25 protein-coding genes, 1 pseudogene and 1 riboswitch are annotated in these 25,185 nt (G+C 62.4%); of the genes and pseudogenes, 8 read left to right on the top strand and 18 right to left on the bottom strand.

Annotated elements, in window-relative coordinates:
* Positions 1 to 69: 69 nt before the first annotated feature.
* The gene (locus tag NKI38_RS23785; protein WP_352661446.1) at positions 70 to 1,206 is read left to right on the top strand and encodes a Fic family protein; all 1,137 of its coding nucleotides are present in this window, start codon (positions 70 to 72) and stop codon (positions 1,204 to 1,206) included.
* Here the strand turns inward: NKI38_RS23785 and NKI38_RS23780 are convergent.
* Together NKI38_RS23780 and NKI38_RS23775 are read right to left on the bottom strand one after the other, a co-directional pair.
* On the bottom strand, positions 1,203 to 2,444 hold the full coding sequence (locus tag NKI38_RS23780) for a class I SAM-dependent RNA methyltransferase (RefSeq protein ID WP_352661443.1): 1,242 nt from the start codon (positions 2,442 to 2,444) through the stop codon (positions 1,203 to 1,205). The two genes, NKI38_RS23785 and NKI38_RS23780, sit on opposite strands and share 4 nt — an antisense overlap.
* A complete protein-coding gene (locus NKI38_RS23775) occupies positions 2,441 to 3,205 on the bottom strand; it encodes a TlyA family RNA methyltransferase (RefSeq protein WP_352661440.1) in 765 nt (254 codons plus the stop codon). Before NKI38_RS23775 ends, NKI38_RS23780 begins: the two co-directional genes overlap by 4 nt.
* Positions 3,206 to 3,533: 328 nt before the next feature.
* On the opposite strand from NKI38_RS23775, the gene NKI38_RS23770 reads away from it, so the two are divergent.
* Positions 3,534 to 4,529 carry a sterol desaturase family protein gene (locus NKI38_RS23770; protein ID WP_352661437.1) on the top strand — a complete coding sequence of 332 codons (996 nt, stop codon included), beginning with the start codon at positions 3,534 to 3,536 and terminating at the stop codon, positions 4,527 to 4,529.
* Positions 4,526 to 5,674, top strand: coding sequence for a GNAT family N-acetyltransferase (locus NKI38_RS23765; protein ID WP_352661434.1), 1,149 nt, complete (start codon positions 4,526 to 4,528; stop codon positions 5,672 to 5,674). Before NKI38_RS23770 ends, NKI38_RS23765 begins: the two co-directional genes overlap by 4 nt.
* Positions 5,675 to 5,758: 84 nt before the next feature.
* Here the strand turns inward: NKI38_RS23765 and NKI38_RS23760 are convergent, their stop codons facing one another.
* The 6 genes from NKI38_RS23760 to NKI38_RS23735 all read right to left on the bottom strand — a co-directional run bounded on the left by NKI38_RS23760 (position 5,759) and on the right by NKI38_RS23735 (position 10,775).
* Positions 5,759 to 6,046: a hypothetical protein gene (locus NKI38_RS23760; RefSeq protein ID WP_352661432.1), complete on the bottom strand. Its 288-nt coding sequence runs from the start codon at positions 6,044 to 6,046 to the stop codon at positions 5,759 to 5,761.
* Positions 6,047 to 6,195: 149 nt separating this feature from the next.
* Positions 6,196 to 8,109, bottom strand: a complete 1,914-nt coding sequence (gene dxs / locus NKI38_RS23755) for a 1-deoxy-D-xylulose-5-phosphate synthase (RefSeq protein WP_352661429.1) — start codon at positions 8,107 to 8,109, stop codon at positions 6,196 to 6,198.
* A 147-nt stretch (positions 8,110 to 8,256) separates the two neighbouring features.
* Positions 8,257 to 9,177 carry a pirin family protein gene (locus tag NKI38_RS23750; protein WP_352661427.1) on the bottom strand — a complete coding sequence of 307 codons (921 nt, stop codon included), beginning with the start codon at positions 9,175 to 9,177 and terminating at the stop codon, positions 8,257 to 8,259.
* 40 nt (positions 9,178 to 9,217) lie between these two features.
* The gene (locus NKI38_RS23745) at positions 9,218 to 9,484 is read right to left on the bottom strand and encodes a DUF2277 domain-containing protein (protein WP_027035955.1); all 267 of its coding nucleotides are present in this window, start codon (positions 9,482 to 9,484) and stop codon (positions 9,218 to 9,220) included.
* A 109-nt stretch (positions 9,485 to 9,593) separates the two neighbouring features.
* Positions 9,594 to 9,845 carry an exodeoxyribonuclease VII small subunit gene (locus tag NKI38_RS23740; RefSeq protein WP_013532792.1) on the bottom strand — a complete coding sequence of 84 codons (252 nt, stop codon included), beginning with the start codon at positions 9,843 to 9,845 and terminating at the stop codon, positions 9,594 to 9,596.
* A 3-nt stretch (positions 9,846 to 9,848) separates the two neighbouring features.
* Complete coding sequence (locus NKI38_RS23735) at positions 9,849 to 10,775, bottom strand: histone deacetylase family protein (protein WP_352661424.1); 927 nt, start codon at positions 10,773 to 10,775, stop codon at positions 9,849 to 9,851.
* Positions 10,776 to 10,896: 121 nt separating this feature from the next.
* Positions 10,897 to 11,075: riboswitch (cobalamin riboswitch) on the top strand.
* A gap of 101 nt (positions 11,076 to 11,176) precedes the next feature.
* On the opposite strand from NKI38_RS23735, the pseudogene bluB reads away from it, so the two are divergent.
* A pseudogene (bluB, locus tag NKI38_RS23730) lies at positions 11,177 to 11,758 on the top strand (5,6-dimethylbenzimidazole synthase); the annotation flags it as partial.
* 164 nt (positions 11,759 to 11,922) lie between these two features.
* Here bluB and NKI38_RS23725 read toward each other — a convergent pair.
* Together NKI38_RS23725 and NKI38_RS23720 are read right to left on the bottom strand one after the other, a co-directional pair.
* On the bottom strand, positions 11,923 to 12,906 hold the full coding sequence (locus NKI38_RS23725; protein WP_352661421.1) for a hypothetical protein: 984 nt from the start codon (positions 12,904 to 12,906) through the stop codon (positions 11,923 to 11,925).
* 338 nt (positions 12,907 to 13,244) lie between these two features.
* On the bottom strand, positions 13,245 to 13,853 hold the full coding sequence (locus NKI38_RS23720; protein ID WP_352661419.1) for a TetR/AcrR family transcriptional regulator: 609 nt from the start codon (positions 13,851 to 13,853) through the stop codon (positions 13,245 to 13,247).
* 122 nt (positions 13,854 to 13,975) lie between these two features.
* Here NKI38_RS23720 and NKI38_RS23715 point away from each other — a divergent pair, with 122 nt between their 5' ends.
* The gene (locus tag NKI38_RS23715; protein WP_352661416.1) at positions 13,976 to 15,196 is read left to right on the top strand and encodes an MFS transporter; all 1,221 of its coding nucleotides are present in this window, start codon (positions 13,976 to 13,978) and stop codon (positions 15,194 to 15,196) included.
* Positions 15,197 to 15,344: 148 nt separating this feature from the next.
* Here the strand turns inward: NKI38_RS23715 and ribB are convergent, their stop codons facing one another.
* The gene (gene ribB / locus NKI38_RS23710; RefSeq protein ID WP_352661413.1) at positions 15,345 to 16,445 is read right to left on the bottom strand and encodes a 3,4-dihydroxy-2-butanone-4-phosphate synthase; all 1,101 of its coding nucleotides are present in this window, start codon (positions 16,443 to 16,445) and stop codon (positions 15,345 to 15,347) included.
* Between the two features lie 75 nt (positions 16,446 to 16,520).
* On the bottom strand, positions 16,521 to 17,636 hold the full coding sequence (aroC, locus tag NKI38_RS23705) for a chorismate synthase (RefSeq protein WP_352661410.1): 1,116 nt from the start codon (positions 17,634 to 17,636) through the stop codon (positions 16,521 to 16,523).
* A gap of 178 nt (positions 17,637 to 17,814) precedes the next feature.
* On the opposite strand from aroC, the gene NKI38_RS23700 reads away from it, so the two are divergent.
* The gene (locus NKI38_RS23700; RefSeq protein ID WP_352661407.1) at positions 17,815 to 18,075 is read left to right on the top strand and encodes a DUF1344 domain-containing protein; all 261 of its coding nucleotides are present in this window, start codon (positions 17,815 to 17,817) and stop codon (positions 18,073 to 18,075) included.
* A gap of 12 nt (positions 18,076 to 18,087) precedes the next feature.
* Here NKI38_RS23700 and NKI38_RS23695 read toward each other — a convergent pair whose 3' ends face one another.
* The 4 genes from NKI38_RS23695 to NKI38_RS23680 all read right to left on the bottom strand — a co-directional run bounded on the left by NKI38_RS23695 (position 18,088) and on the right by NKI38_RS23680 (position 21,291).
* A complete protein-coding gene (locus NKI38_RS23695; RefSeq protein WP_352661519.1) occupies positions 18,088 to 18,675 on the bottom strand; it encodes a histidine phosphatase family protein in 588 nt (195 codons plus the stop codon).
* A gap of 43 nt (positions 18,676 to 18,718) precedes the next feature.
* Complete coding sequence (gene fabI / locus NKI38_RS23690; protein WP_352661404.1) at positions 18,719 to 19,537, bottom strand: enoyl-ACP reductase FabI; 819 nt, start codon at positions 19,535 to 19,537, stop codon at positions 18,719 to 18,721.
* A 106-nt stretch (positions 19,538 to 19,643) separates the two neighbouring features.
* Positions 19,644 to 20,573 carry a DnaJ C-terminal domain-containing protein gene (locus NKI38_RS23685; RefSeq protein WP_352661401.1) on the bottom strand — a complete coding sequence of 310 codons (930 nt, stop codon included), beginning with the start codon at positions 20,571 to 20,573 and terminating at the stop codon, positions 19,644 to 19,646.
* A 256-nt stretch (positions 20,574 to 20,829) separates the two neighbouring features.
* On the bottom strand, positions 20,830 to 21,291 hold the full coding sequence (locus NKI38_RS23680; RefSeq protein ID WP_352661399.1) for an RT0821/Lpp0805 family surface protein: 462 nt from the start codon (positions 21,289 to 21,291) through the stop codon (positions 20,830 to 20,832).
* A gap of 76 nt (positions 21,292 to 21,367) precedes the next feature.
* On the opposite strand from NKI38_RS23680, the gene pdxH reads away from it, so the two are divergent.
* On the top strand, positions 21,368 to 21,985 hold the full coding sequence (gene pdxH / locus NKI38_RS23675) for a pyridoxamine 5'-phosphate oxidase (RefSeq protein ID WP_352661397.1): 618 nt from the start codon (positions 21,368 to 21,370) through the stop codon (positions 21,983 to 21,985).
* A 9-nt stretch (positions 21,986 to 21,994) separates the two neighbouring features.
* Here the strand turns inward: pdxH and NKI38_RS23670 are convergent, their stop codons facing one another.
* The gene (locus tag NKI38_RS23670; RefSeq protein ID WP_352661394.1) at positions 21,995 to 22,747 is read right to left on the bottom strand and encodes a crotonase/enoyl-CoA hydratase family protein; all 753 of its coding nucleotides are present in this window, start codon (positions 22,745 to 22,747) and stop codon (positions 21,995 to 21,997) included.
* A 19-nt stretch (positions 22,748 to 22,766) separates the two neighbouring features.
* Entirely contained in the window at positions 22,767 to 24,536 is a 1,770-nt protein-coding gene (locus NKI38_RS23665; protein WP_352661391.1) for an acyl-CoA dehydrogenase family protein, read from the bottom strand.
* A gap of 215 nt (positions 24,537 to 24,751) precedes the next feature.
* Here NKI38_RS23665 and NKI38_RS23660 point away from each other — a divergent pair, with 215 nt between their 5' ends.
* Complete coding sequence (locus tag NKI38_RS23660; protein WP_352661388.1) at positions 24,752 to 24,988, top strand: hypothetical protein; 237 nt, start codon at positions 24,752 to 24,754, stop codon at positions 24,986 to 24,988.
* Positions 24,989 to 25,185: the final 197 nt, after the last annotated feature.

The raw sequence follows: 25,185 nt of genomic DNA, 5'->3' as shown, positions 1-25,185 counted from the left end.
TATAATCTGACTCTGGCCCTAGCCACGATTATGAATCCTTCAGAATTCGTTCATTCTCGAACGGGACGCTTGGTACCCACCATCGCGGGACAGATGGCATTCGTCCCCAATCCACTGCCGCCCGAGATAGATTATTCGGCATTGGCCTTGCCATTGGCTGAAGCGATGAAAGCGATCGGGGAACTAAATGGAGCCGGACGAGGTCTGGCAAACCCAGCTCTTGTCATTCGTCCGCTCCAGCGTAAGGAGGCACTCCTGTCTTCAAGCATGGAGGGGACCTACACGACAGCAAACGCGCTCGCGATAGCTGAACTGGAGGGTGACTCCAAAGTCGACGACTCGACAATCGAAGTTCGCAACTATGTTCGAGCGTTCGAGGCCGCAAACGAGATGCGCCATGAACTCCCGATCTCCAATCGGATGATAAAACAAACCCATATGGTTCTACTATCGGGAGCTAGAAGCGATAGGGGAGCAAACAAGCGACCTGGGCAATACAAGGATCAGCAGAATTTCATCGGCGGCAGAAACCGGCAGATCGAAAACGCCCGATTTATCCCCCCTCCGCCCGCTGAAGCGGAGACAGCCATGGCTGCGCTTGAGCAGTACCTCAATCGAGAGAACCGCGGCGCGACACCTCCTATTATCGATGCCGCGTTATTTCACTACCAGTTTGAGACGATCCATCCCTTCGCCGACGGAAATGGCCGCGTAGGTCGTATTCTTGTGCCAATTTTCTTGATGCAGGAACGCGTGTTGGAGCGGCCACTTCTCTATCTGAGCCCCGCCGTCGAGGGACGGAAGGATGACTATGTCGATCTCATGTTGGCCGTCTCGCGCGACGGCGAGTGGACGGCTTGGATAGGGTTCTTCCTTGAGATGATCATCAATTCCTGCCGCGCCGCTGGGGCGACACTCGCAGCGCTTGAAATCATGCGCCAAGATTTTCGCCAGCGGATATCTGAGGTACGAAGTTCGGCCCGGCTGATGACGATAGTGGACGAGCTATTCATCTCTCCCGCAACGTCTATTCCACGTATCGCCGAGAAACTGGCGATTACCTATCCTGCCGCGCGAAATGCCGTCGATCGCCTTATTGAATTCGGCATTCTCGACGAAGTGGATAACACGTCCAATCCGAAACTCTTCATATGCTGGCCGATTTTAGATCTCAGCGAAGGAAGGCAAGAAATGCCGCTGCGCTAGCGACGCCTCTTCGGCTTCTCGAGCAGCGCCACCGCCTCGACATGTGGCGACCACAGGAACTGGTCGATCGGGGTGACGCTTTTCAAGGTGTAGCCACCGTCGAGCAGGATGCGCAAATCCCGCGCGAGCGTCACCGGATTGCAGGACACCGCGGCAACGTAGGGAACATCCGAACGAGCGATCTGCTTCGACTGGTCTTCGGCGCCCGCCCGCGGCGGGTCGAACACGACGCCGTCGAAGGCATTCAACTCCTTGAGCGTCAGCGGCCGGCGGAACAGGTCGCGGCGTTCGCCCGTCACCCGCTTCAGCCCGGTGGCGAAGCGCGATCCCCGGTCGAGCGCCGAAAGGGCTGCCGCATCACCCTCCACCGCATGGACTTCCGATTTCATTGCCAGCCGCAAGGCAAAGCTGCCGCAACCGGCGAAAAGATCCGCCACTTTCTTGGCACGCTTCAGATGTCCGCCGACGATATCGGCCATCGCCTGTTCGGCGGCCTCGGTTGCCTGCAGGAAGGCGCCCGGCGGAATGGCAACGGCAACGCCGCCGAACATGACCACCGGCTTCTTGGGTTCGATGACGATCTCGTCATCGATCGAGAGCCGGGCAAATCCCTGGGCCATGACGAAGTTGGCAGCGATACGGCGCTGGTGTTCGCCGAGCTTGCCGGATTCGTGTACCGCGATATCAAGGCCCGAACCGGTCACGGTGACAGCCAGCCGAAACGATTTTGTTGTGGCGCATATCAACTCGGCGAGCGCCTTCAGTGGGCCGAGCGCGCTGACGATCTCGGGCAGCGAGATCGGACATTCCGATATGGAGATGATCTCCGGCGACAGATGACGGTTGAAGCCAAGCAGCATGCCTGTATCGGTGCGCCGGGCGGCAAGCACGACACGGCGGCGCGTGTGCGGCGCGCAGGCGACCAGTTCACCGATCTCGCAATCGATGCCTTTGCCCTTCAGGGCGTGCGCCACCTTTTCGCGTTTCCACTGGCGATAGGCTTCGGCTTCGAAATGCTGGAGGGCGCAGCCGCCGCATTCGGTGAAATGGCGGCAGGCGGGATCGATGCGCAGCGGCGAGGCTTCCAGCACCGCCATCAGCATGGCGCGATCCCTTTCGCGCGCGGCGGTGACTGTTTCGCCGGGCAGTGTGAAGGGAATGAACAGATCGCCTGTCTCGGTCTCGGCGATGCCGTCGCCCTGGGCGCCAAGTTTCCTGATGCTGAAGCGCGCGCTCATCGATCCTTGATCCCACCGAGCAGGAATTCGCGATTGCCGTCGCCGCCCTCGATCGGCGACAAATGCAGCCCGAGCGAGCGCCAGCCGGGAACGGCGTCGAGCCAATCCTGCAGCAGGCCGGCGACACGGGAAGCGTCGTAGGGGTCTTTCAACAGACCACCCTTGCCGATCGCTTCGCGACCGGCCTCGAATTGCGGCTTGACCAGAAACATGGCCTTGGCGCCAGCCTTCGCAAGGCCAAGCGCCGGTGGCATCGCCAGTTTCAACGAAATGAAGCTGACATCGGACACGATGAAATCCGGAATACGACCGCCAAGATCGGCGACGGTCAGATCGCGCGCGTTCAGGCCCTCGATCACCGTCACACGCGGGTCTTGGCCGACATCAGGGTGCACCTGACCATGCCCGACATCGATCGCGGTGACATGAGCCACGCCACGCTCCAGCAGAACCTGGGTAAAGCCGCCGGTCGAGGCGCCGATGTCGAGCGCCTCGCAGCCGGCTGGATCGAGGCCGAAATGGTCGAGCCCACCGATCAGCTTGAGTGCCGCGCGCGACACATAGCCTTGCGCCGGATCATCGATGGTAACAAGGCATTGCGGCAAAACACTCTGGCCAGGCTTGCGGGCGAGGACACCGTCGACCGTCACCGTGCCGCGTTCGACCGCGTCGCGGGCACGCGAGCGGCTGGCAAACAGCCCGCGCTGGACGAGCAGGTCGTCGAGCCGCTGGCGTGCGCTGGCTGGCAGAGGCGAATTCATCGGCCTTCATGGCGAAAGCCGACGACGATGGCAAGGGCGCCAGCCGGACATTGAGGGAGGCATTCGTAACCCACTCCAACCATCATCCCAGCAATATTGGGCTTTGAGACGATTGCGGTTAGTTCTGTCACGCCCACTATCCTTTGAAAACTACACTCGTTGAGGCGCGTGACTGCCGAAGCATGAGGCGTCGCCGTTTGCAGATCACTGCCCCGAATTCCAGAAATCTCATAAATTGTTAACCTATTTTCGTCGCATTTGCTTGAGGACTAAGTGTTATGACTGCGACAGCCCGCAAAACGGGATGAAAGAGGCGTCAATCTTGGAAATGGCCAGCGACATCGTCTACAAGGTGCTCGACCGGATTTCCGGCGCCGGCCTGCTGGCGACCGGACTTCTGTTGTTGACCGCTTTGGCCAGCGCCCTCGTCGCCTATTGGCGCACGGTCGAGAAAAAGAGCTGGAAAGAATTCTTCGAGTTCGCGGTTCCGCACGAGGTGATCACTCATCCCTCGGCGAGAGCCGATCTTTTGTTTTGGGTAACGAGGAAGGCCCTCATGCCATTCCTCATGCTGCCTGCCGGCATCGTCTTCGTCAGCGCCGTCGGCTATGCGACGAACTGGCTGCTCTCGACGCTGCTATCTATCCAGCCGCCCCTGATCGAGGGGCCGGCGGGGCCGGTGACGGTGACGATCTTCACCATCACGATGCTGCTGGCCTACGACATCTCGTATTATCTCTATCACGTCGCCCAGCACCGCTATCCGGTGCTCTGGGAACTGCACAAGGTGCACCATTCGGCCGAGGTGATGGTCGGCATCACCAAGGACCGCGTCCACCCGCTCGACGAATTGATGAACCGGGCCTGGGACGGCGTCATTCCCGGCATCTGCTTCGGCATCTGGTCGCTGGTGTCGCTGAACCTCGTCGAGCTGACGGTCTTCGGCGTCAACGTCTACATCATACGCAACATCCTGATGATGGATTTCGTCAGGCACACGCATTTCAAGATCTCGTTTGGGCCGCTGAACAACCTGGTCTTGTGCCCGCACTGGCATCAGTTGCACCACAGCACCGACCCACGCCACTACGACAAGAACTTCGGGCTGCTCTTCTCGTTCTGGGACCGGCTGTTCGGAACCCTATGCGTTCCCAGACCCGACGAGGACTTCAAATTCGGGTTGATCGAACGCAACGTGCGCGACTATCAGTCGCTCGCGGGCCTCTATGTCCTGCCGCTGAAGCGGATGTGGGGGCAGATCGCCAGACACTTCCGAACCGACAAGCCCGAGCCACGGCAATCCTCGCAAAGGGCCAAGCCTTGAACGGGCCTGTCGTGTGCCGGCTGCCGCGAACGCACCGGATTGAAGTCGCGACGTCGGATGCGCGCCTGGCAGAAATCGCGCCCGCCTGGGCGACGCTCTGGCAACGTGCCGGCGGCCTCGTTTTCCAGCATCCGGACTGGATCTCGGCATGGTGGCGCACGACGTCGCATCAGGAGCGGCGCGGCCTCAGGATCGGCTTGGTCTGGAGCGACGAGCGGCTCGTGGCCGTCATTGCGCTCGCGACCTTCAGGCGCTCCGGCATCCGCGTCCTGGAATGGGCGGCGAAGGACCACTGCGACTATGGCGATGTCCTGCTTGCCCCCGATTGCGACCCGCAGATCCTGCGGCAGCTCTGGCAACGCATTCTCGACGATGGCGGCTTCGACCTTGTCTATCTGAATCGTCTTTTGCCCGATGCCCGATTGCCGGCCCTGCTCGGCTCCGCCGCCCCAGGCCGCGGCGCGATCTTGCAGCCAAACCACCGCAGCGAGGTCAGCTATCGTGTCGCTGGCGCCTGGCAAGGCGGCGCGCAATGGTTCGAAAGCCAATCGAAAAAAGCCCGGCAAAACTATCGCCGTGGCCGCAAATTCATGGAGGAAGGCGGCGCGCTGCGCTTCCGCCTGATGGAGGCGCACGAAGCCCGCGAGCCGGTGCTGGAGCGCGTCGCGGCGCTGAAGCGGCTATGGCTGGCAAAGCACGGCCGCGTTTCGGACCTCTTCGACGAGGGCTCCGCCGCTCTGGCGGCGCTGGTCTCCGTCCTGGCCGGGCTCGGATTGCTGCGTATCTTCGTGCTCGAACGCGAAAACGAGATCATCGCCATCTCGATCAATTTCGAGCAGCATGGAACGATGATGGCTTTCGTCACAACCTATGACCCGGCCTTCGAGCGTGCCTCGCCGGGCATGGTCCTGATGATGGATTACATCCAGTGGTCACTCGACCGGGGCTTGACCACGATCGACTTTCTCTGCGGCGGCGAGGATTTCAAGCGCCGCTTTGCGACGCATTCGGTGACCTTGTCGTCGGTGCTGGGTGGGCGAAGCCTGCGCGGACGCCTCGCCGTGGTGGCCGACCGCGCTCGCCACGCCGCGAAATCCTGGCGCTCCGGGAAACCGGCGAAAGAAGCGGAGCTGGCGGAGGAGTAGCCTCTTCAGATCGCCGATGGGCGGCATGGTAGACCGCTTCCGATCATACCCTCTCAAGCAGCTCTAGGCTTGCTGAGTTCCAATTTAGAAAATGGTTCGCGAAACCTGCCGTTCCACGGCGGGCGCCAGACCGTCGCCCGGCTTGCCCGTGGCTTCCTCGCGTGAGCGTTCGGTCACGGCCGCCGGCGCTGCTACCGGCACGACCACAAGCTGCGGCACCTGCTTGTAGGAAAAGCCGCCGCGAATGTCGCCCATCTTGCCGGCGACGATGCCCATGGCCGCCTTTTCGAGGCTGCGATCATAGCGCGTTTCGGCGGCGGCCGGCGCAGCGATAGCCGCGCAAAGCGCTACGCCGCACAGAAGCGTTTTCATTGTTGTTGTCTCCCTGCCTGATCAACGATCTAGCAGGGCGCCGTTGAAAAACGGCCAAGAGACACGGTAAGCGAAAAGCCAAATGTCAGCGTAAACAGTGCCTTAACATTGTTGACCGGCAAATTGAATCAAGTCATTGAGACTTTGATTCAGGCACGCTGGGCGTGGGTGCTGTGCCCAAGCGCGACGAAGACCGTGCGCACGATGCCGGCTGCGTCCAACCCGGCATCGGCATACATTTTCTCCGGCTTGGCGTGGTCGGTGAACGCGTCGGGCAGAACCAGCGGACGCACCTTCAGCCCGCTTTCCAGCAGACCTTCGTGAGCGAGGAATTGCAGCACGTGGCTGGCGAAGCCACCGACGGCGCCCTCCTCCACCGTCACCAGAACCTCATGCGAGCGGGCCAGCCGCCGGATCAGATCTTCGTCGAGCGGCTTGGCGAAACGGGCATCGGCGACCGTGGTGGAAAGCCCGGCGGCACCTAGCTCCTCGGCGGCAATCAGACAATCCTGCAGCCGCGTGCCGAAGGACAGCAGTGCTACCTTGGTGCCCTCCTTGACGATGCGGCCCTTGCCGATTTCGAGAACCGAGCCGCGCTCCGGCATGTCGACGCCGACGCCGTTGCCGCGCGGATAGCGGAAGGCGATCGGACCCTCATCATAGCTCGCCGCGGTGTGCACCATGTGGCGCAGTTCCGCCTCGTCGGCAGCGGCCATGACGACAAACCCCGGCAATGTCGCCAGGAAGGTGGTGTCGAAAGCGCCGCAATGCGTCGCGCCATCGGCGCCGACGAAGCCGGCGCGGTCAACGGGAAAGCGCACCGGCAATTTCTGGATCGCGACATCGTGGACGACCTGATCGTAAGCACGCTGCAGGAAGGTCGAATAGATCGCCGCGAACGGCTTGTAGCCTTCGGTGGCAAGGCCAGCCGCGAAGGTCACCGCGTGCTGTTCGGCGATGCCGACATCGAAGGTCCGCGACGGGAATGCCTCGCCGAACAGGTCGAGGCCGGTGCCGCTCGGCATGGCGGCGGTGACGGCGACGATGCGGTCGTCCTCGCGGCCTTCTTGAACCAGGCTTTCGGCGAACACCTTGGTGTAGGCCGGTGCGTTGGCCGGCGCCTTGGCCTGCGCGCCGGTGATGACATCGAACTTGTTGACGCCGTGATACTTGTCGGCGGCGGCTTCCGCCGGCGCATAGCCCTTGCCCTTCTGGGTGACGACATGGATCAGCACCGGGCCTTCGCCGTTGTCGCGGACATTTTTCAGGACCGGGATCAGATGCTCGAGATTGTGACCGTCGATCGGGCCGATGTGATAGAAACCGAGTTCCTCGAACAGCGTGCCGCCGGTGACGTAGCCGCGCGCATGCTCGACCGCCCTTGTGATCGCACGATCCGCACGCTTGCCAAGATAGGAGGTCAGTTTCTTGCCGAAATCGCGCAGGCCGACATAGGCCTTGCCCGAGGCCAGACGCGCCAGATAGGCGCTCATCGCACCGGTCGGCGGCGCGATCGACATGTCGTTATCGTTGAGGATGACGATCAGCCGCGCATCGAGCGCGCCGGCATTGTTCATGGCTTCGTAGGCCATGCCGGCCGACATGGCACCGTCGCCGATGACGGCGATGACATTGTTGCGGCCGCCGGAGAGATCGCGAGCGGCGGCCATGCCGAGGCCGGCCGATATCGATGTCGAGGAGTGGGCGGCGCCGAAGGGATCGTACTCACTCTCGGCGCGGCGGGTGAAGCCGGACAGGCCACCTTCCTGGCGCAGTGTGCGGATGCGGTCGCGTCGGCCGGTCAGGATCTTGTGCGGATAGGCCTGGTGGCCGACATCCCAGATCAGCCGATCATCGGGGGTGTTGAAGACATAGTGCAGCGCCACCGTCAGTTCGACCACGCCGAGGCCGGCGCCAAGGTGGCCGCCGGTGTGGGAGACGGCGTCGATCAGTTCGGCGCGAAGCTCGGCTGCCAATTGCGGCAGCTCGCTTTCGGCAAGCGTGCGCAGGTCGGCCGGGATGCGGACCTTGTCGAGAAGCGGCGTATGCGGCGTTGCGTTCACGGGTGGCCTGCTCAGGCTTTCTGTTGATGGGCGAAATAGGCCGCAGGCCGGAGAATGTAAATGCGTGTCAGTGACGCGGCCGTGAGCTTGTCTGTTTGTTTGGGCATGATCTCTCCGAAAACCGGTTCCCACTTTTCGGGATCATGCCTAGCTTTCGGGCAGCGGTATGAATTCTTCCTCGTCGCCGGGAACGATATCGAAACGGCCCGTCTTCCACTCTTCCTTGGCCTGTTCGATGCGCTCCTTTGATGACGAGACGAAATTCCACCAGATGTAACGCTTCGAGCCGAGCGAGGCGCCGCCGAACAGCATGAAATGCGCGCCGGTCTGCGACGACACGACGATCTCATCACCCGGCCGAAACACCAGCAGCCGTTCCGCCGGGAAAATGTCGCCCGAAATCGAGACCTCGCCTTCCAGTGTGTAGATCGCTCGTTCTTCCGCATAGGCCGGGATCTTCACGCTGGCGCCTGGCGCCAAGCGCAGGTCGGCATAAAGCGTCTCGGAGTCGGCCCTGACCGGGGACCGCAATCCCTGGAAATCACCAATGACGATGCGCCCGCTGACGCCTTCGGCGTTGATCTCCGGCAGCCGAAGCGCTTCGGTGTTCTCGAACACCGGAGCCACTTCTTCCTTGCCGTCCGGCAATGCCAGCCATGTCTGCAGGCCGGAGATCGACATCGGCGCGCCGCGCAGTTCCTCCGGCGTACGCTCGGAATGAACGATGCCGCGGCCGGCGGTCATCAGGTTCACGTCACCAGGCTGGATGACCATTTCGGTGCCGAGCGAATCGCGATGCCTGATCCTGCCGTCGAACAGATAGGTGACCGTCGACAGACCGATATGCGGATGGGGACGGACATCGAGCGCCTGGCCGGCGCGCAGAATCGCCGGGCCCATGCGGTCGAAGAAGATGAAGGGTCCGACCAGCCGCCTCTTGGCGGTCGGCAGGGCGCGGCGCACCTGAAAGCCGCCAATGTCCTTGGCGTTCGGGATGACCATCAGTTCGATCTGGTCGCTGGCGAAGGCGTCGCCGACTTCAGGGTCTTTCCCCGGGAAGAAGCTCATGAACTCTCCTTGTCAACGGGCAATGCCTGCCCGGGCCGCGTCAGGCAAAGCGGATCGCCGCCTTTGCCCGCAGCTTGGCCGCCACCTCTTCGCGATTGCGCGGATGCTGGTGGGTTTCGAGAGAATCGAGCAGTTCGCGCGCCGATGCCGCGATGGCTTCGACCGCGTGGTCGAAGGCATGCTGGTTCTGCTTCGAAGGCCGCGTCGTTCCGCTCAGCTTGCGGACGAACTGAAGGGCCGCATCGCGGACTTCGTCATTGGTTGCAGGCGGATCAAAATTGAAGAGGGTCTTGATGTTTCTGCACATCGTTTCCGTATCTCCTCTTGTCCTGGAGCGTTTTCAATCGGGACGCGTTCTATCCTCGATCATGATCATGTCCAAAAACCGGTGAGGCAAGACCATCGTTCGGACTGCCTCAATCCGCGTCAAGCGGCTCTGTTCCAACCGGCTTGCCGTCGCGCGACAGCCTGATCTTCTCGACCTTGTCCTCGGCGGCCTTCAGCAGCCGGTCGCAATGCGCCTTCAGTGCCTCGCCGCGCTCGTAGATCCGGATCGACTGGTCTAGCGGCACATCGCCACGCTCCAGATCATCGACGATCTTCTCCAGCGCGTCGAGTGCCTGTTCGAAGCTCATCGCCTTGACGTCTTCGTTGGTCTCACCAGCCATCATTCATCCTTTCATCAGTCGCCCGACATGGGCGGCGACCGAAAATGCCAATCCCTGCAGATCGTAGCCACCCTCGAGCAGGCTGACGAGCCGGTTGCCGCTGTGGCGCGCCGCGCGCTGCATCAACTGGCCCGTCGCCCAGTCGAAATCATCCTCGGTCAGGTTGATCTCGGCCAGCGGATCGCGGTGGTGCGCGTCGAACCCGGCCGAAATGACGATCAGGTCGGGCGCGAAATTGTCGAGCGCCGGCAGCACGCGTGATAGGAAGGCATCGCGAAAAACCTCGCTGCCGGTCTGCGGCGCCAATGGTGCGTTGACGATATTGCCGGCGCCGATTTCGTTCTTCGCGCCGGTGCCGGGGTAGAGCGGCATCTGGTGCGTCGAGCAATAGAGCACCGACGGATCGTCCCAGAAAATATCCTGCGTGCCGTTGCCGTGATGCACGTCCCAGTCGACGACGGCAACGCGCTCGACGCCGTGTTTCTTCTGCGCATAGCGCGCCGCGATCGCCGCGGTGTTGAACAGGCAAAAGCCCATCGCCGTGGTCTTTTCGGCGTGGTGGCCAGGCGGCCGGGCGGCGACGAAGACATTGTCGGCGCGGCCTTCAAAGACGTCGTCGACGGCGGCGTTGGCGGCACCGATCGCGGTGATCGCCGCCTGCCAGCTTTTCGGGCTGGCGGTGGTGTCGGCGTCGATGCGGGCAATACCCTCGTCAGGAATGGCGGCCCGCACGCGGGCGACGAAATCGGCGGGATGCGCGTAGAGGATGGTGGCCTCGTCGCCTTCCGGCGCCTGGATACGATCGAGCGCGGCAAAGGCTTCGTCGTCAAGCACGCGCTCGATGGCGCGCAAGCGGTCCGGCCGCTCCGGATGGCCCGGCGGCGTGATGTGCTCGAGGAAGATCGGATGGGTGTAGAGACGAGTGGCCATCGTCCTAATCTAGTGACCCGGATCGACAAAGGCCATGCACAGGCGGCCGATGACTGGGGAAAATCGCGCCTGCGTCCATTCGTGTCGCCGCAGGCATTGGCGTGGGCAGCGCTTCGGCGTAAGGTTCTTGGCACTGCCTGGTGCCCGTGCAAACGGGAGAATCGGGAACACGGTTGAACTCCGTGGCGTGCCCAACGCTGTAAGGGGGACCGCGCCGGTATACGCCACTGTCGATGACGGGAAGGCACCGGACGCGGGTTGATCCCAAGCCAGAAGACCGGCCTGGCAGGCATCGTCATCCGCATGGTCAGGCGGACGACATCAGAGCGACGTGCGTCCACTTGGACGCACAAAGTACGCTCTGACAGTTTGAAACTGCTGCAATCGCAAGGGGACAAGCGATGCCGGAAACCATGACCGTTCCTGTTGGCGACGGGTTTGATCAGAATGCGCGCGACGCGGTCTATCGCGCCATGTTCACGCGGCGCGATGTCCGCAGTCATTTCCTGCCAACCGGGCTCGACGACGAGGTGCTGGCGCGGCTGCTGCTTGCCGCCCATCACGCGCCGTCGGTCGGCTTCATGCAGCCTTGGAACTTCATCGTCATTCGCGATGCCGAACGACGGGAAAAGGTGCGCGACCTGTTCCTGGCTGCGCGCGAGCAGGAATTGCCAGCAATTGAGGAAGAGCGGCAGGCGCTTTACCGTAAGCTCAAGCTGGAAGGCATCTGCGAAAGCGCGCTCAACATCTGCATCACCTGCGACCGCCAGCGCTCGAAGGGTTCGCCGTTGGGACGCTGGCACAATCCGGAGATGGACCTCTACAGCACGGTCTGCGCGGTGCAGAATTTCTGGCTGGCGGCACGCGCCGAAGGCGTCGGCGTCGGCTGGGTCAGCATCATCGAGGCGCAGGCGCTGAAAAGCCTGCTGTCAATTCCCGATCATGTGACGCCGGTCGCCTATCTCTGCGTCGGCCGCGTCTCGGAGTTCGCGCCAAAGCCCGACCTCGAAACGCATGGCTGGGGACGGCGGCTGCCGCTGCCGGAGCTGATCATGAGCGAGACTTTTTCCGGGCAAGGTGAAGCGCTGCTCAAATCGACCGTGGCGCGCCTCAACACCGTTGCTGCCGCGCCGTCAAGCCTCGCTGATCAGGGTGTCGCGCCGGCCGGTCCCCAGCGCGAGCCGCCGAAGGAGGCCAGCGCCTTGTCCCTGAGCTCCCTGAACTTCGACGATGCCTCGGCCAGCCGGGCGTCCCAGGCCGGATCTGGCACCTGGCCCGCGATGGTCTTGAAATAGACCTGCATCAGGCAAGCGATGGCGAAGGGCTCGATGAACGCCGCCTTGAAGGCCCAGGCGAAGACGATGGCGAGCACGAAGGCCCAGCCCGCCAATTGCCCTGGCATCAGGAAAAGAATGGCGGCGGCCGGCGCCAGCATCAGCAGGAAGATGACAAAGGATACGCCCCACATGATAACCGCCAGCCAGACGGCGTTCTTGACCATGACCTTGCCGTTCTGGGCATAGAGCACGACACCCTGGCGCGCCGTCTCGAACGGCGAGGACGAATTGATGCGTATGTTGTAGCCGAGGATGATCTCGTCGACATAGGTCAGCGACAGGCGGATCACCGTGTTGATGAAGGAGACCAAGCCGCTCAGGCCCGGGATCGGCAGGAAGGCGGCGATGCCGCCGAGCAGGCCGGTGATGGCGCGGATAGCGCCCTTGACCAGCTGGTCGACGACGAAAAGGATATTGGCCTCGGCAAAACGCTGGGTCACGATATCCTTGGCGTAGGCGATCTGGTCCTGGCCGCCGGGAATGTCGCGGCCGTCGATCAGATGGACCATCACGGCGATATGGCCGGCCTTGACGACATAGAGGATGTATTCGCGGATCCAGTAAACGGCGATCGAGACGACGCCGAAACCGACCACGCCGCCCCACAAGGCAAAGGACAGCGGCCCGTCGGGATCGGTGGAGATATGGCCGACGCCATAGCCGACGCTAGCGCCCGTGCCGGTCGCCATGATGTAGGCCAGCGTGATGCCGAAATAGACGATCATGCGAAAGACAATGAACGGCCAGGTTCGCATCATGATGGACACCGACCTGCCGATATCGAAATCCCACATGCCCCCGAATCTCCGCTCAGAGATGGTGGGAGAGGATGAACCCAACCCGGCGATTGTCAATTGCCGGCCGTGGCGCCGCAGGGCTACGAACTCGGGTTAACAGGTTCCTTGGGAGCCCTCGCCGGCGCGTTGGCTGACGGGAACGAAAAATCCGCCTGTGCGGCGGGTCACTGGCGCAAATCAGCACCATGGATTGAATGTGTACCATAGCTGAGGGCACGGAGTCAAGAAAAAATTCCTATCGTGAAAGCTGTCGGCACAAAGCCGACACCGCCGAACTGGCGGTCGTCAGGTCTTTTGAGTTCGGAGCCCTATGGCGCAGGGCGGCCAACGGGGCTTCAATTCGAGCTCGGATCCGGCTTTTTGAGCAGGCCCTCAAGCAGCTGCTTGAACGCCGCCACCACCTTCTTCGATGTCGCTTCGGGGTCGTTCGAACTGGCGATCCGTTGCGCCGCCTGGCTGCTGGCGCCGTTGATCAGACGCGCGGCGGTGTCGGGGTCGACGCTCGGGACGACCACCCCCTCCCCCTGCAGCGCGGTCAAATGATCGGTCATTGAACCGACGCAGGCATTGGCATTCGACCATTGTGCGGGATCACCCAGCACGGCCGGACCGTCGCGGAACATGATGCGCTGGATTTCCGGCTCCAGCGCCATTTCGATATAGGTCGTGCATTCGTCGACGAAGTGTTGCCAGCGGGTTGGCGCTCTCGACGCGACCTCATTCACCCGGGCCGCCATTTCCGCATCGATTTCGGCGATAACCGCCTCCAGAAGCCCCTTCTTGTCGCCGAAATGGTGATAGAGCGCGCCGCGTGTCAGCCCGGCCGATGCCGTGAAATCATCCATCGACGCTTCGGCATAGCCGATCGTGCCAAAGGCATGGCGGGCGGCCGCGATCAGCTTGGCGCGCGTCTCGGCAATCATCTCCTTGCGGGGTTTGTGCATGGCTTCTGGACCTATCCACATACGCTTCGTATGCCAATTGACATACGCGGCGTATGCTCCTATTTAATATTCATACGCTTCGTATGTAATTGTCGAATCGTCCTTTGTCGAGGAACCAACCCATGCAAAATCCCTACTCGGAGATCTTTCGTGCCCCCGGAACCAAGGGCTTCGCCGCCGCGGGCTTCATGGCGCGCTTGCCGATTGCCATGGCGCCGATCGGCATCGTGGCAATGCTGTCGCAGACGCGTGGCGAGTACTGGCTCGCCGGTGCCGTCGCCGCGACGTTCGCGCTGGCCAACGCTTTTCTCGCGCCGCAGATATCAAGACTGGTGGATCGCCTTGGCCAGACGCGGATCGTGGTGCCCACCACCATCATTTCGGCACTGGCTTTCGCCGTCCTGATAGCGGCAGCCAACCGGGACTGGCCGGTATGGACGCTGTTCGTGTCGGCACTGCTGGCCGCGGCGATGCCCAGCATCCCGGCAATGGTGCGCGCACGCTGGACCGAGATTTTCCGCGGGCGGCCTCAGATGAACACCGCGTTCGCCTTCGAGTCGGCGGCGGACGAGTTGGTCTATATCGCCGGGGCATCGCTGTCGGTGGGCCTGAGTGCCGCCCTGTTCCCGGAAGCGGGAATGCTGGCAAGCACACTGTTCCTTGCCTTCGGCTCGACGGCGTTCATCCTGCAGCGCTCGACCGAGCCGCAAGTGCGGCCGGTGGAACAGGGTTCGAGCGGCTCGGCAATCCGCCTGCGGCCGGTGCAGATCATCACCTTCGCCCTGATCTTCATCGGCGCGACCTTCGCGACGACGGAAGTGAGCACCGTGGCGATCACCAAGGAGCTTGGTCAACCGGGGGCCGCCAGCCTGGTCATCGGCGTCTATGCGCTGGGATCGTTCGTGCTGGGTATCATCGTTGGCGCGCTCAACCTGCAAGCACCGCTGCAACGCCAGTTGGCCATCGCTGTCGCCCTCGTCGCGCTCGGCACGCTGCTGCCGCTCACCGCCGACAGCGTGCCACTGCTGGCGCTGACCGTGTTCATCAGCGGTGTGGCGATCTCGCCGACCTTCATTACCGCCTTCGGCCTGATCGAGCGGCACGTGCCGGAGGCAATGCTGACCGAAGGCATCACCTGGGTCATGACTGGCATCGGCATCGGCATGGCGCTGGGCTCGTTTGCCGCCGGCGCGGTGGTGGATGCGTTCGGCGCCCAGAACGGGTTCTGGGTCTCGGTGGCTTCAGGCACCATCGCCCTGGCCACGGTGCTGCTTGGCCAGCGCAGCCTTGCTACTCACGAATGCGAACTGGATGGGTGCGAAGTAGCAATCCCGGCCGAGTGATAGCCAGGGTATGTTGAGATTCAGGTCAGGCCGAGCCGAAAATGATGGGTTTCGAGAACCGGAGCGCAGCGGACTTTCAGGCCCGTGAGCACCGGAAGCGCAGAAAGCCATCGTTTGCAGGCCGGCCTCACCTGAATATCGACATACCCTAGAGAATCTCGGTCTTGGCGATGTGGATGCCAAAACCTTCGAGGCCGACATAGTGTCGTTCGCGCGAGGCAATCAGGTTGATCGAGGAAATGCCGAGATCCTTGAGGATCTGCGCGCCGAGCCCTATCTCGCGCCACTCGTTTTCGCGGCGGCGGGCCTCTTCGTGGTCTTCGCGGTCGCCGCTCGCCGGCCGCTTGCGCTCCTGATGGGCGACGCCGACGGAGCCTTCGCGCAGATAGACGATGACGCCGCGTCTGCGCTCGCCCATCGCCTTCATGATGCCGTCAAGCCGGTGGCTGGTGCCGAACACGTCGGTCACCACATCCTCGGAATGCAGACGCACCGGCACGTCCTCGCCGTCCCGGATGTCGCCGAAGACGATGGCAACGTGATGCATAGAGTCCCACGGCAGCGTGTAGGTGAAGACCTGCGCCTTGCCGCCAAGCGTGTCGATTTCAGAGCAGGCGACGCGTTCGACCAGCGTTTCCTTGCGCTGCCGGTAGGCGATGAGATCGGCCACCGAAACCTGCTTCAGGCCATGCTCCTCGGCGAAAGCCTGCACCTGCGGGCCGCGCTTGACCGTGCCGTCATCATTGACCAGCTCGGAAATGACGCCAACCGGCGGCAGGCCGGCAAGCTTGCAAAGATCGACCGCCGCTTCGGTATGGCCAGAGCGCATCAGCACGCCGCCCTCGCGCGCGATCAGCGGGAAGATGTGACCAGGGCGGACGAAATCCGAGCCGCCGACATTGCCGTTGGCGAGATTGCGCACGGTGAGCGTGCGGTCCTCGGCCGAAATGCCGGTGGTGGTGCCATGCTTGAAATCGACGCTGACGGTGAAAGCAGTGGTATGGGCGGAGTCGTTGTCTGCGACCATCGGCGCGAGGTTCAGCCTCTTGGCTTCCTCGCGCGGCATCGGCGTGCAGACGATGCCGGAGGTGTGGCGAACGATGAACGCCATCTTTTCAGGCGTGCAGTGGACGGCGGCGACGATCAGGTCGCCCTCGTTCTCGCGCCCGTCATCATCCATGACGACAACGATCTCGCCGCGTTCGAAAGCGCGCAGGGCTTCAACGATTTTCTTCTGGTCGTAAGGCATGGACGCTCGCTTCGCTCGAAGGGAAGAGGCAGTAGGCAGTAGGGAAAAAAAGGGCTGTATCGTGCGGCCTACTGCCTATTCCCTACTGCCTATTCCCTTCCCTGTCTGTCCTCGATGACGCAGATAGTGATCGGCAATCGCGCAGGCAACCATTGCCTCGCCGATCGGCACGGCGCGAATACCCACACACGGGTCGTGGCGGCCCTTGGTCATGATCTCGACGTCCTTGCCATCCTTGTCGATCGACTTTCGCGGCGTCAGGATCGACGAGGTCGGCTTGACGGCGAAACGGGCGATGATCGCCTGGCCGGTCGAGATGCCGCCCAGGATGCCACCGGCATTGTTGGACAGGAACACCGGCTTGCCGTCATTGCCCATGCGCATCTCGTCGGCATTCTGCTCGCCGGTGATGTGGGCGGCCTCGAAGCCGTTGCCGATCTCGACGCCCTTGACGGCGTTGATCGACATCAGGCCGGACGCGATGTCCTGGTCGAGCTTGGCGTAGATCGGCGCGCCGAGGCCCGCCGGAACGCCGTCGGCGATGATCTCGATCACCGCACCGACCGAGGAGCCAGCCTTGCGGATGCCGTCGAGATATCTGGTGAAGACGGGAACGGAAGCCGGATCGGGGGTGAAGAACGGATTTTCCGCGTCGCCGATGAAATTCCAGTTCCAGTTGGCGCGATCGATCGATTTTTCGCCCATCGACACCAGCGCGCCGCGCACCACCACGCCGGGCACAATCTTGCGAGCCAAGGCACCAGCAGCCACCCGCGCGGCCGTCTCGCGGGCCGAGGAGCGGCCGCCGCCACGATGATCGCGCACGCCATATTTGACGTCATAGGTGTAATCGGCATGACCGGGCCGGTATTGGCGGGCGATCTCGCCATAATCCTTCGAGCGCTGGTCGACATTCTCGATCAGCATCGAGACCGGCGTGCCGGTGGTGATCATCGTCTCGCCGTCCTCATCGAGAATAAAGCCGGACAGGATCTTGACCTCGTCAGGTTCGCGACGCTGCGTCACGAAACGTGACTGGCCCGGCCGGCGCTTGTCGAGTTCGGCCTGGATGTCGGCTTGAGTAAAGCGGATGCCGGGTGGACAGCCGTCGACCACGCAGCCGAGCGAGGGGCCATGGCTTTCGCCCCAGGTGGTGACGCGGAAAAGGTGGCCGAACGTGTTGTGAGACATGAAATGACCCTGCCCGGCATTGGAGCCGGCTCAAGCTTGCCTTCTATTGGCGTTTTTCACAGGGGTCAAACTGTGATCTGGCGGATTTAGTTTTGACACATTCGGTTGGTTTCTGCTCTGTTCCATCCGCCGTTGAACGTCCGCCGCCATGCCGGTGCAATGACAAAGAGGAACGATAATGCGTACCCTGATTGGCGCTATTGCCGCCACACTGCTGCTTTCCACCGCTGCTCTCGCCGGCCAGACCGAAGGCTTGATCAAGAACGTCGACAAGGACGCGCTGACGCTGACGCTGGATGACGGCAAGTCCTACAAGCTGAACGCCGAGACCGATCACGACGCGCTGAAGCCGGGCATGGATATCGTCATCGCTTATGACGTGAACAATGGCGAGAATGTCGTCACCGATATGCAGTTGCCGGACAGCGACACGAACTAGGGAATTGGTGCCCTAAAGCCACTCCAGGCTCTTGCCTTCGAGCTTTAGCAAGCGATCGTGCGGTATTTCCAGATTCGCCGCCTCGTCCTCTGCCAGTCCCAGAACGAAGCGAAACAAGGCGCGCATGACGCCGCCATGGGTCACGCAGATCGTCCGGCGTTGGATCGCATCGAAGCATGGCCTCACCCGTTCGAGCAGCATCTGGTAACTCTCCGCGCCTTCGCCGGGCGGCTGAAAGTTCCATTTGTCCAAAGCGCGTGTCCTGCTCGCTCCAGGATACCATGTCTCAAGCTCGGGAAAGGTAAATCCCTGCCAATCGCCGAAATTGACTTCGACGAGGCGCGGATCGGTTCGATAGGCATCCGGATCGAGCTTCATCGCGACGCGGACGCGCTGCATCGTTTCGCGCGTCCGTTTCATCGGGCTGGCGACGAAATCGAATTCCTCGGGATTTTGGACCAGCTCGGCGAGCCGACCACCGTTTCCAGTCGCCTGCTTGCGGCCAAGAGCATTGAGATCGGTGTCGGCCTGCCCCTGAAGCCGGAATTCGGCGTTCCACGCGGTTTGGCCGTGGCGCACGATATAAACCAACGGATACATCATGTCTTCCGGTATGGGATCGGGACGGACGACGGTTGGTGGGTTAGTCCTTGACCGTCGAAATATCAGGCGCGTCGACGGCCTTCATGCCGACGACGTGGTAGCCCGAATCGACGTGATGCACTTCACCGGTGACGCCGCGCGACAGATCGGACAGGAAATAGACGCCGGAATCGCCGACCTCTTCCTGCGTCACCGTCTGCTTCAGTGGCGAATTGTACTCGTTCCACTTCAGGATGTAGCGGAAATCGCCGATGCCGGAAGCGGCCAGCGTCTTGATCGGGCCAGCCGAGATGGCATTGACGCGGATCTTCTTGGCGCCGAGGTCGACCGCCAGGTAGCGCACGCTGGCTTCGAGCGCCGCCTTGGCGACACCCATGACGTTGTAGTGCGGCATCACCTTTTCGGCCCCGTAGTAGGTGAGGGTCAGCAGCGAGCCGCCGTCGGTCATCAGCGCCTCGGCCCGCTTGGCAATGGTGGTGAAGGAGTAGACCGAAATGTCCATGGTGCGCAGGAAATTGTCGCGCGTCGTCTCGACATAGCGGCCGGTCAACTCGTCCTTGTCGGAGAAGGCAATGGCGTGGACGAGGAAATCAAGCTTGCCCCAGTGTTTGGCGACATTGGCGAAAACGTCGTCCAAGCTCGCCGGATCGGTGACGTCGCAATGGCCGGCGACAAATGCGCCCAGTTCCGCCGCCAGCGGCTCGACACGCTTCTTGAACGCCTCGCCCTGATAGGTCAGCGCGATCTCGGCGCCATGATCGACGCAGGCCTTGGCGATGCCATAGGCGATCGATCTGTTGTTGGCGACGCCAAGAATAAGGCCGCGCTTGCCGGCCATAAGGCCCTGTCCACCCGCCATGTGAGCGCTCTCCGCAAGATTTCTGCTTTGTGGAGTGCCCTATCGCACAGGCACAGAGCCCCTTCAAGCGCTCAAACTGGACAGTTCGGGGGACAAGAGCCGCCGATCAGCCTTTTTGACTGCGCAACAGCGCTTCGAGTGCGCTATCGCCGCCCTCCGGCAGCATGATCCGGACATGGGCGTAGAGATCGCCGTGGCCGCCGGCCTTTTCCGGCAGGCCCCTGCCCTTCAGCCGCAGGACCTTGTCGGAGCTCGACCAGGCGGGGATGTTGACCGCGAGGCGGCCGGTCGGCGTATCGACCGGCACCTTGGCGCCGAGCACCGCATCCGCCAGCGTCACCGGCAGATCGGCGTGCAGGTCGCGGCCCTCGATGCGGTAGCGCGGATGCCGGCGAAGATGGATCTTGACCAGCGCGTCGCCCGGCAGGCCCGGCCCTTGCTCGCCCTGCCCCTTCAGCCGGATGGTCTGGCCGTCCTCGACATAGGCCGGCAATTTGACGGCCACCTTGCGGCCGTCGGGGAACATCGCCGTCACTTTTTCGGCGGTCGCCGCCTCCTCGATGGTCACGTCGAGCGTCACGTTCAGATCGGCAGCGGTCGCGGGCTGGCGGCGATCTCCCATCCCCGCGCCACGCACGCCAGAAAAAGCATCGCCGAAAATCTGGCTGAAGATGTCGCTATTGCCGTCGAACGGATCGCCGCCCGGGCGGCCGGAGCGGAATTCGAATCGCGAGCCGCCCGGACCTTGCTGCCGGCGAAATCCGCCGAAGGGATCGCCGCCACCGGCATTGCCCTCGAAGCCCTGGAACCGCGGCTTGCCGTCGGCGTCGATTTCGCCGCGATCGAAAGCGGCGCGATTCTTTTCGTCGCCGACGATCTCATAGGCCTGGTTGGCCGCGGCAAAACGATCCTTCGCCTTGGGATCATTCGGGTTCTGATCCGGATGATACTTCTTGGCGAGTTTCCGGTACGCCGATTTTATGTCCTTGGCCGATGCGTTTTTGGCAACGCCCAGCACCTCATAGGGGTCGCGCATGCTTACTGCCCTGGAGAAGAGTTGAGTCTCTGGTTGCCCCCTATATGCGCTTGCATAGGAAGAAATTCCAGTGCTGGAGCAGCATATCAAAAGCGGAAACTCAGAGCTTAATCCAAAAGTCGGCGGTTGAGGATCGGCGAGGGATTTTTGTCGATCCGGAAGGAGCCGATCGCAGCCGATATCGGGATATCGGCAAGATTGGCGACGCACCGGGCGGCGAAAAGACCCGCCGACCCGATCGACTTTCGGATCAAGCTCAGAGCGCCTTGAAGTCCTGCATGCGCCAGCCGCCGGCGGTGGCCAGGCACAGTTCGCCCTCGAACATGGCGACGCCATCAAAGCTTTCGCGTGAGACCTTGAAACGGCGGCATGTCTGGCCGTTGTCCTTCAATTCCGCCAGCTCGGTGATGGAGCCGCGGGAACCGGTGCCGGCATTGGCCCACGGAACGGACTGCCCGCCGAGCTGCTCGATGTCGGCCGAGGACGCCGCATTGCCGATCGTGGTCTGGTCGGAGTCGCGATCCAAATTGGCCGGCACAGCCGAGGCGGATATGCTGCTGGTCAGGATCGAGCGGTCGACTTCGGCCTTTTCCAGGCTGAAGCCACCGGCACCACAGGCGACAAGCGGCAAGGCGACTGCCACGATCGCCACTTTCGTGCTGGCCGAAGCGATAACGCCCCATTGCCTGCTGTCAAAAGCTTGCGCGATACGCGACAATCGGCAACCTCCCCCTGTTTCGTAAAAATCTGGGCTTCGTAAAAATTCTGGGCTTCGTGACAAATTGAGAAAAACTATGAGTGACACTGAGTTAACAAGCGGTGACTTTACCGAGGCTGCGGAGCCATTTCGCCTCTTTGCCGCATGGCTGGAAGACGCCACCAAGAGCGAAATAAATGACCCCAATGGCGTGGCGCTGGCGACCGTCGATGCCGATGGCATGCCGGATGTGCGTATGGTGTTGCTCAAGGGGTTCGATGAGGGCGGGTTTGTGTTCTACACGAATTTCGAGAGCGCAAAGGGCCAGGAAATTCTTGGCAGCATGAAGGCGGCGATGTGCTTCCATTGGAAATCACTGCGCCGGCAGGTGCGCATTCGCGGCCCGGTGGAGGTCGTCAGCGACGCCGAAGCCGACGCCTACTATGCGACGAGGCCGCGCGGCAGCCGCATCGGCGCCTGGGCCTCGAAACAGTCTAGGCCGCTGGAAAGCCGCTTCGCCCTGGAGAAAGCCGTGGCCGAATACACGGCCCGCTATGCGATCGGCGAGATCCCGCGGCCAAAGTATTGGTCGGGCTTCCGCATCGTGCCGCGGACGATCGAGTTCTGGCACGACCGTCCGTTCCGGCTACACGATCGTGTCGTCTTTTCCCGAAATGCGAAAGGCGGGTGGGACAAGACGCGGCTTTATCCCTGAAAGAGAGGCTTATCCCTTCTTCCTGGTCATGAATGCCGTCAGCGCGGCGCGCGCCTCGTCGGATTTCAGCCGCTCGCGAAAATATTCGCTTTCCTCGCCGATGCGGGCGACGAGATCGTCGCGCGAGCCACGCATCAGGTCGCGTGCGATCTTCAACGCCTGCGGCGGCGTGGCTGCGATCTGGCCAGCCGCCGCCAGCACCGAGGCTTCAAGTGCTGCCTCCTCGACCACGTCGTAGATCAAGCCGGCGGCCTTCGCTCGTTCAGCCGAAAAGCCCTCGCCAAGGCCAAGCAGGGCGAAAGCAGCTTGTTGCCCCAGTATCCGCGGCGCCAAAAGGCTCGATCCCGCCTCGGGCACAAGGCCGAGGTCGACGAAAGGCGTCCTGAACACTGTGCGCGGTGTGGCGAAGGTCAGGTCGCAATGCAGATTGAGCGTTGTGCCGATGCCGACCGCGATGCCGTCGACGCCTGAGACGATGGGCTTCTCGACCCTGGCCAGCGCCATCAGGAAATCCCAGACCTCGGTGCCGCCATCGCCGCCGGTGGCGACGACCATGAAATCGGCAAGGTCGTTGCCGGAAGAGAAAGCGCCGGGCACGCCCAGGAAGACATGGACGCGGATCGCAGGATCGGCATCGCCCTCGGCCAGGGTGTTTGACATTTTCGCATACATGGCGCGCGTCAGCGCATTCTTCTTGTCCGGCCGATTCATGCGGATGATCTGAATGGCGCCCTGGCGCTCGACGAGGATGTGGTCTGTCACGGTCTTTTCCTTGTGAACGTCAGGCGTAAATCAGAGTTTTGCCGGCAACGGCAAGACTCTCGGCGCCATCGATAACGCGCTCCTTCAAGGCGCGCGCCTCGCCGAGCAGGTTTTCGGCGAAGAAACGGCAAAGCGCGATGCGGCCCTGGTCGGCAAGAGCGCCCTGCGCCAGATAGGCGCCGCCGGCGGCAAGCGAGATCAGCCTGAGATAGGGCGTAGCACCTGCCAGCGCTTCGTCCGAGCGGCCGTCGACCGCCAGTTTCTGCAGGAAGAGGGTCGCCTGCGTCAGATCGGCAAGAGCTGCGTCGAGAGCATCGGCGGTGCGGCCAAAACCCTGCAGGTTCGAGGTTCGCACTGCTCCGGCCACCGCAGCCAGTTCGTCAGTGAAGCCATGCACATGGTCGCCGCCGCCGAGCGGCAGTTTGCGCATAACCAGATCGATCGCCTGGATGCCGTTGGTGCCCTCATAGATCGGTGCGATGCGGGCATCGCGGTAGAGGGCGGCCGCTCCCGTCTCCTCGATGAAGCCCATGCCGCCGTGCACCTGAAGGCCGAGCGAAGCAACTTCGACGCCGACATCGGTCGAAAAAGCTTTGGCCAGCGGCGTCAGCAGGTTGGCGCGGTCGCGCCAATGTGCCGCCTCGTCGCCGACCGAGACGCGTGCCAGATCGATGGCATAGGCACAGGAATAGCTGATCGCCCGTGCGATCTGCGTCAGCGCCTTCATGGTCAGGAGATTGCGCTGCACGTCGGGGTGATGGACGATCGGCGCCATGCCGGTGCCAGTATAGCTTGCCGCCTTGCCTTGCCGGCGCTCATTGGCATAGCCGATCGCCTTCTGGGTCGCGGCTTCGGCGACCGCGACACCCTGCATGCCGACACAAAGCCGCGCATTGTTCATCATCGTGAACATGCAGGCGAGGCCTTTGTTCTCCTCGCCGATCAGCCAGCCGATGGCGCCCGGCTTGGCGCCCTGGAAGCCGTCGCCATAGATCATGGTGCAGGTCGGCGAGGCATGGATGCCGAGCTTGTGCTCGAGGCCGGAACAGAACACATCGTTGCGTGCGCCCAGCGAGCCATCGTCGCCGACCAGGAATTTCGGCACCAGGAACAGCGAAATGCCGCGCGTGCCGGACGGCGCATCGGGCAGCCGCGCCAACACCAGGTGGATGATGTTGTCGGTGAAATCGTGCTCGCCATAGGTGATGAAGATTTTTTGGCCGAAGATACGGTAGCTGCCGTCGCCGGCCGGCTCGGCGCGAGCGCGCAAGGCGGCGAGGTCCGAGCCGGCCTGCGGCTCGGTCAGATTCATCGTGCCCATCCATTCGCCCGACACGAGCTTTTCGAGATATTTCGCCTTGAGGTTTTCGGAGGCGTGTTTGTCGAGCGCTTCGACCGCACCCATGGTCAGCGTAGGGCCGATGCCGAAGGCCATGGCGGCGGAGTTCCACATTTCGAGCGCCGCAACGCCAAGCATGGTCGGCAGAGCCTGGCCGCCATAGGCTTCAGGCCCGGAGAGCGCGTTCCAGCCGCCATCGATCCAGCGGCGATAGAGCTCCTTCCAGCCGGGCGGCGTGGTGACGGCGGCGTCCTTCAGCACGGCACCTTGTTCGTCGCCGATCTTGTAGAGCGGTGCCACCTCCTCGGTGGCGAAGCGGCCAGCCTCACCCAGAACGGCATCGACCAGATCCTCGCCGAGATCGCCGAACCTGCCGGCATCAAGCGCCGACTTCATGCCGGCTACGTGCTTGAGCGTGAACGCTATATCCTCGACCGGTGCCCGATACATGCCGCTCACTCCTCCTGATGCGTCGGCCCCACCGACTCTAGGGCCAGTGCCACTGCAAAACCATCCGCTCTTTGAGCGGTTCTCCCATCTTCTTTTTACGTAAACGTCAAATTTTGTCACGCGGATTTTGCAATCGCTGCGGCACGTATTAAATTCAATCAACGCCGGATCAAATCGACCGGCGATAGATCAAAACCACGCACCGGAATTATCCCATGCTTGCCAGACCCGACGCCTATCGCTGCATCGAATGCGGCCTGCCCTACCGCGCGGCAGGGTTCCGGTATTATCAAGGCAGGCTGGAAAACGGCGCCGCTTATTGGTCGGATCGCGGCATGTTGTGCTCGCCGCAATGCTCGCTGGCCCACCACCGCAAACGCGCGGCCGAAGGCACGCCACGCCACGAGCCGGCACCCGATCCGTTTGAGGTTCAGCCGCTTGTCCGGCGATGACGACCGGATCAAGGTGATCACGATGCCAAACAAACAGACCGTACCCGCCTCGAAGCAGACCCAGGAGGCAACTCAGCCCTTCAATGAAGAGGCCGCCATCATCCTAATGCAGTTCACTTAAGTTGGGCTGGATGAGGATCTGGTAAGACCTATCGAGCAGGATGGAGATTCGTTTCCATCCTGTTCGTGTTTTGAGA

It is taken from the genome of Mesorhizobium sp. M0621 (assembly GCF_040320745.1).
GTDB lineage: Bacteria > Pseudomonadota > Alphaproteobacteria > Rhizobiales > Rhizobiaceae > Mesorhizobium.
Note: the sequence above shows the minus strand (reverse complement) of the source record. Positions and strands in the feature narration are given on the sequence as shown.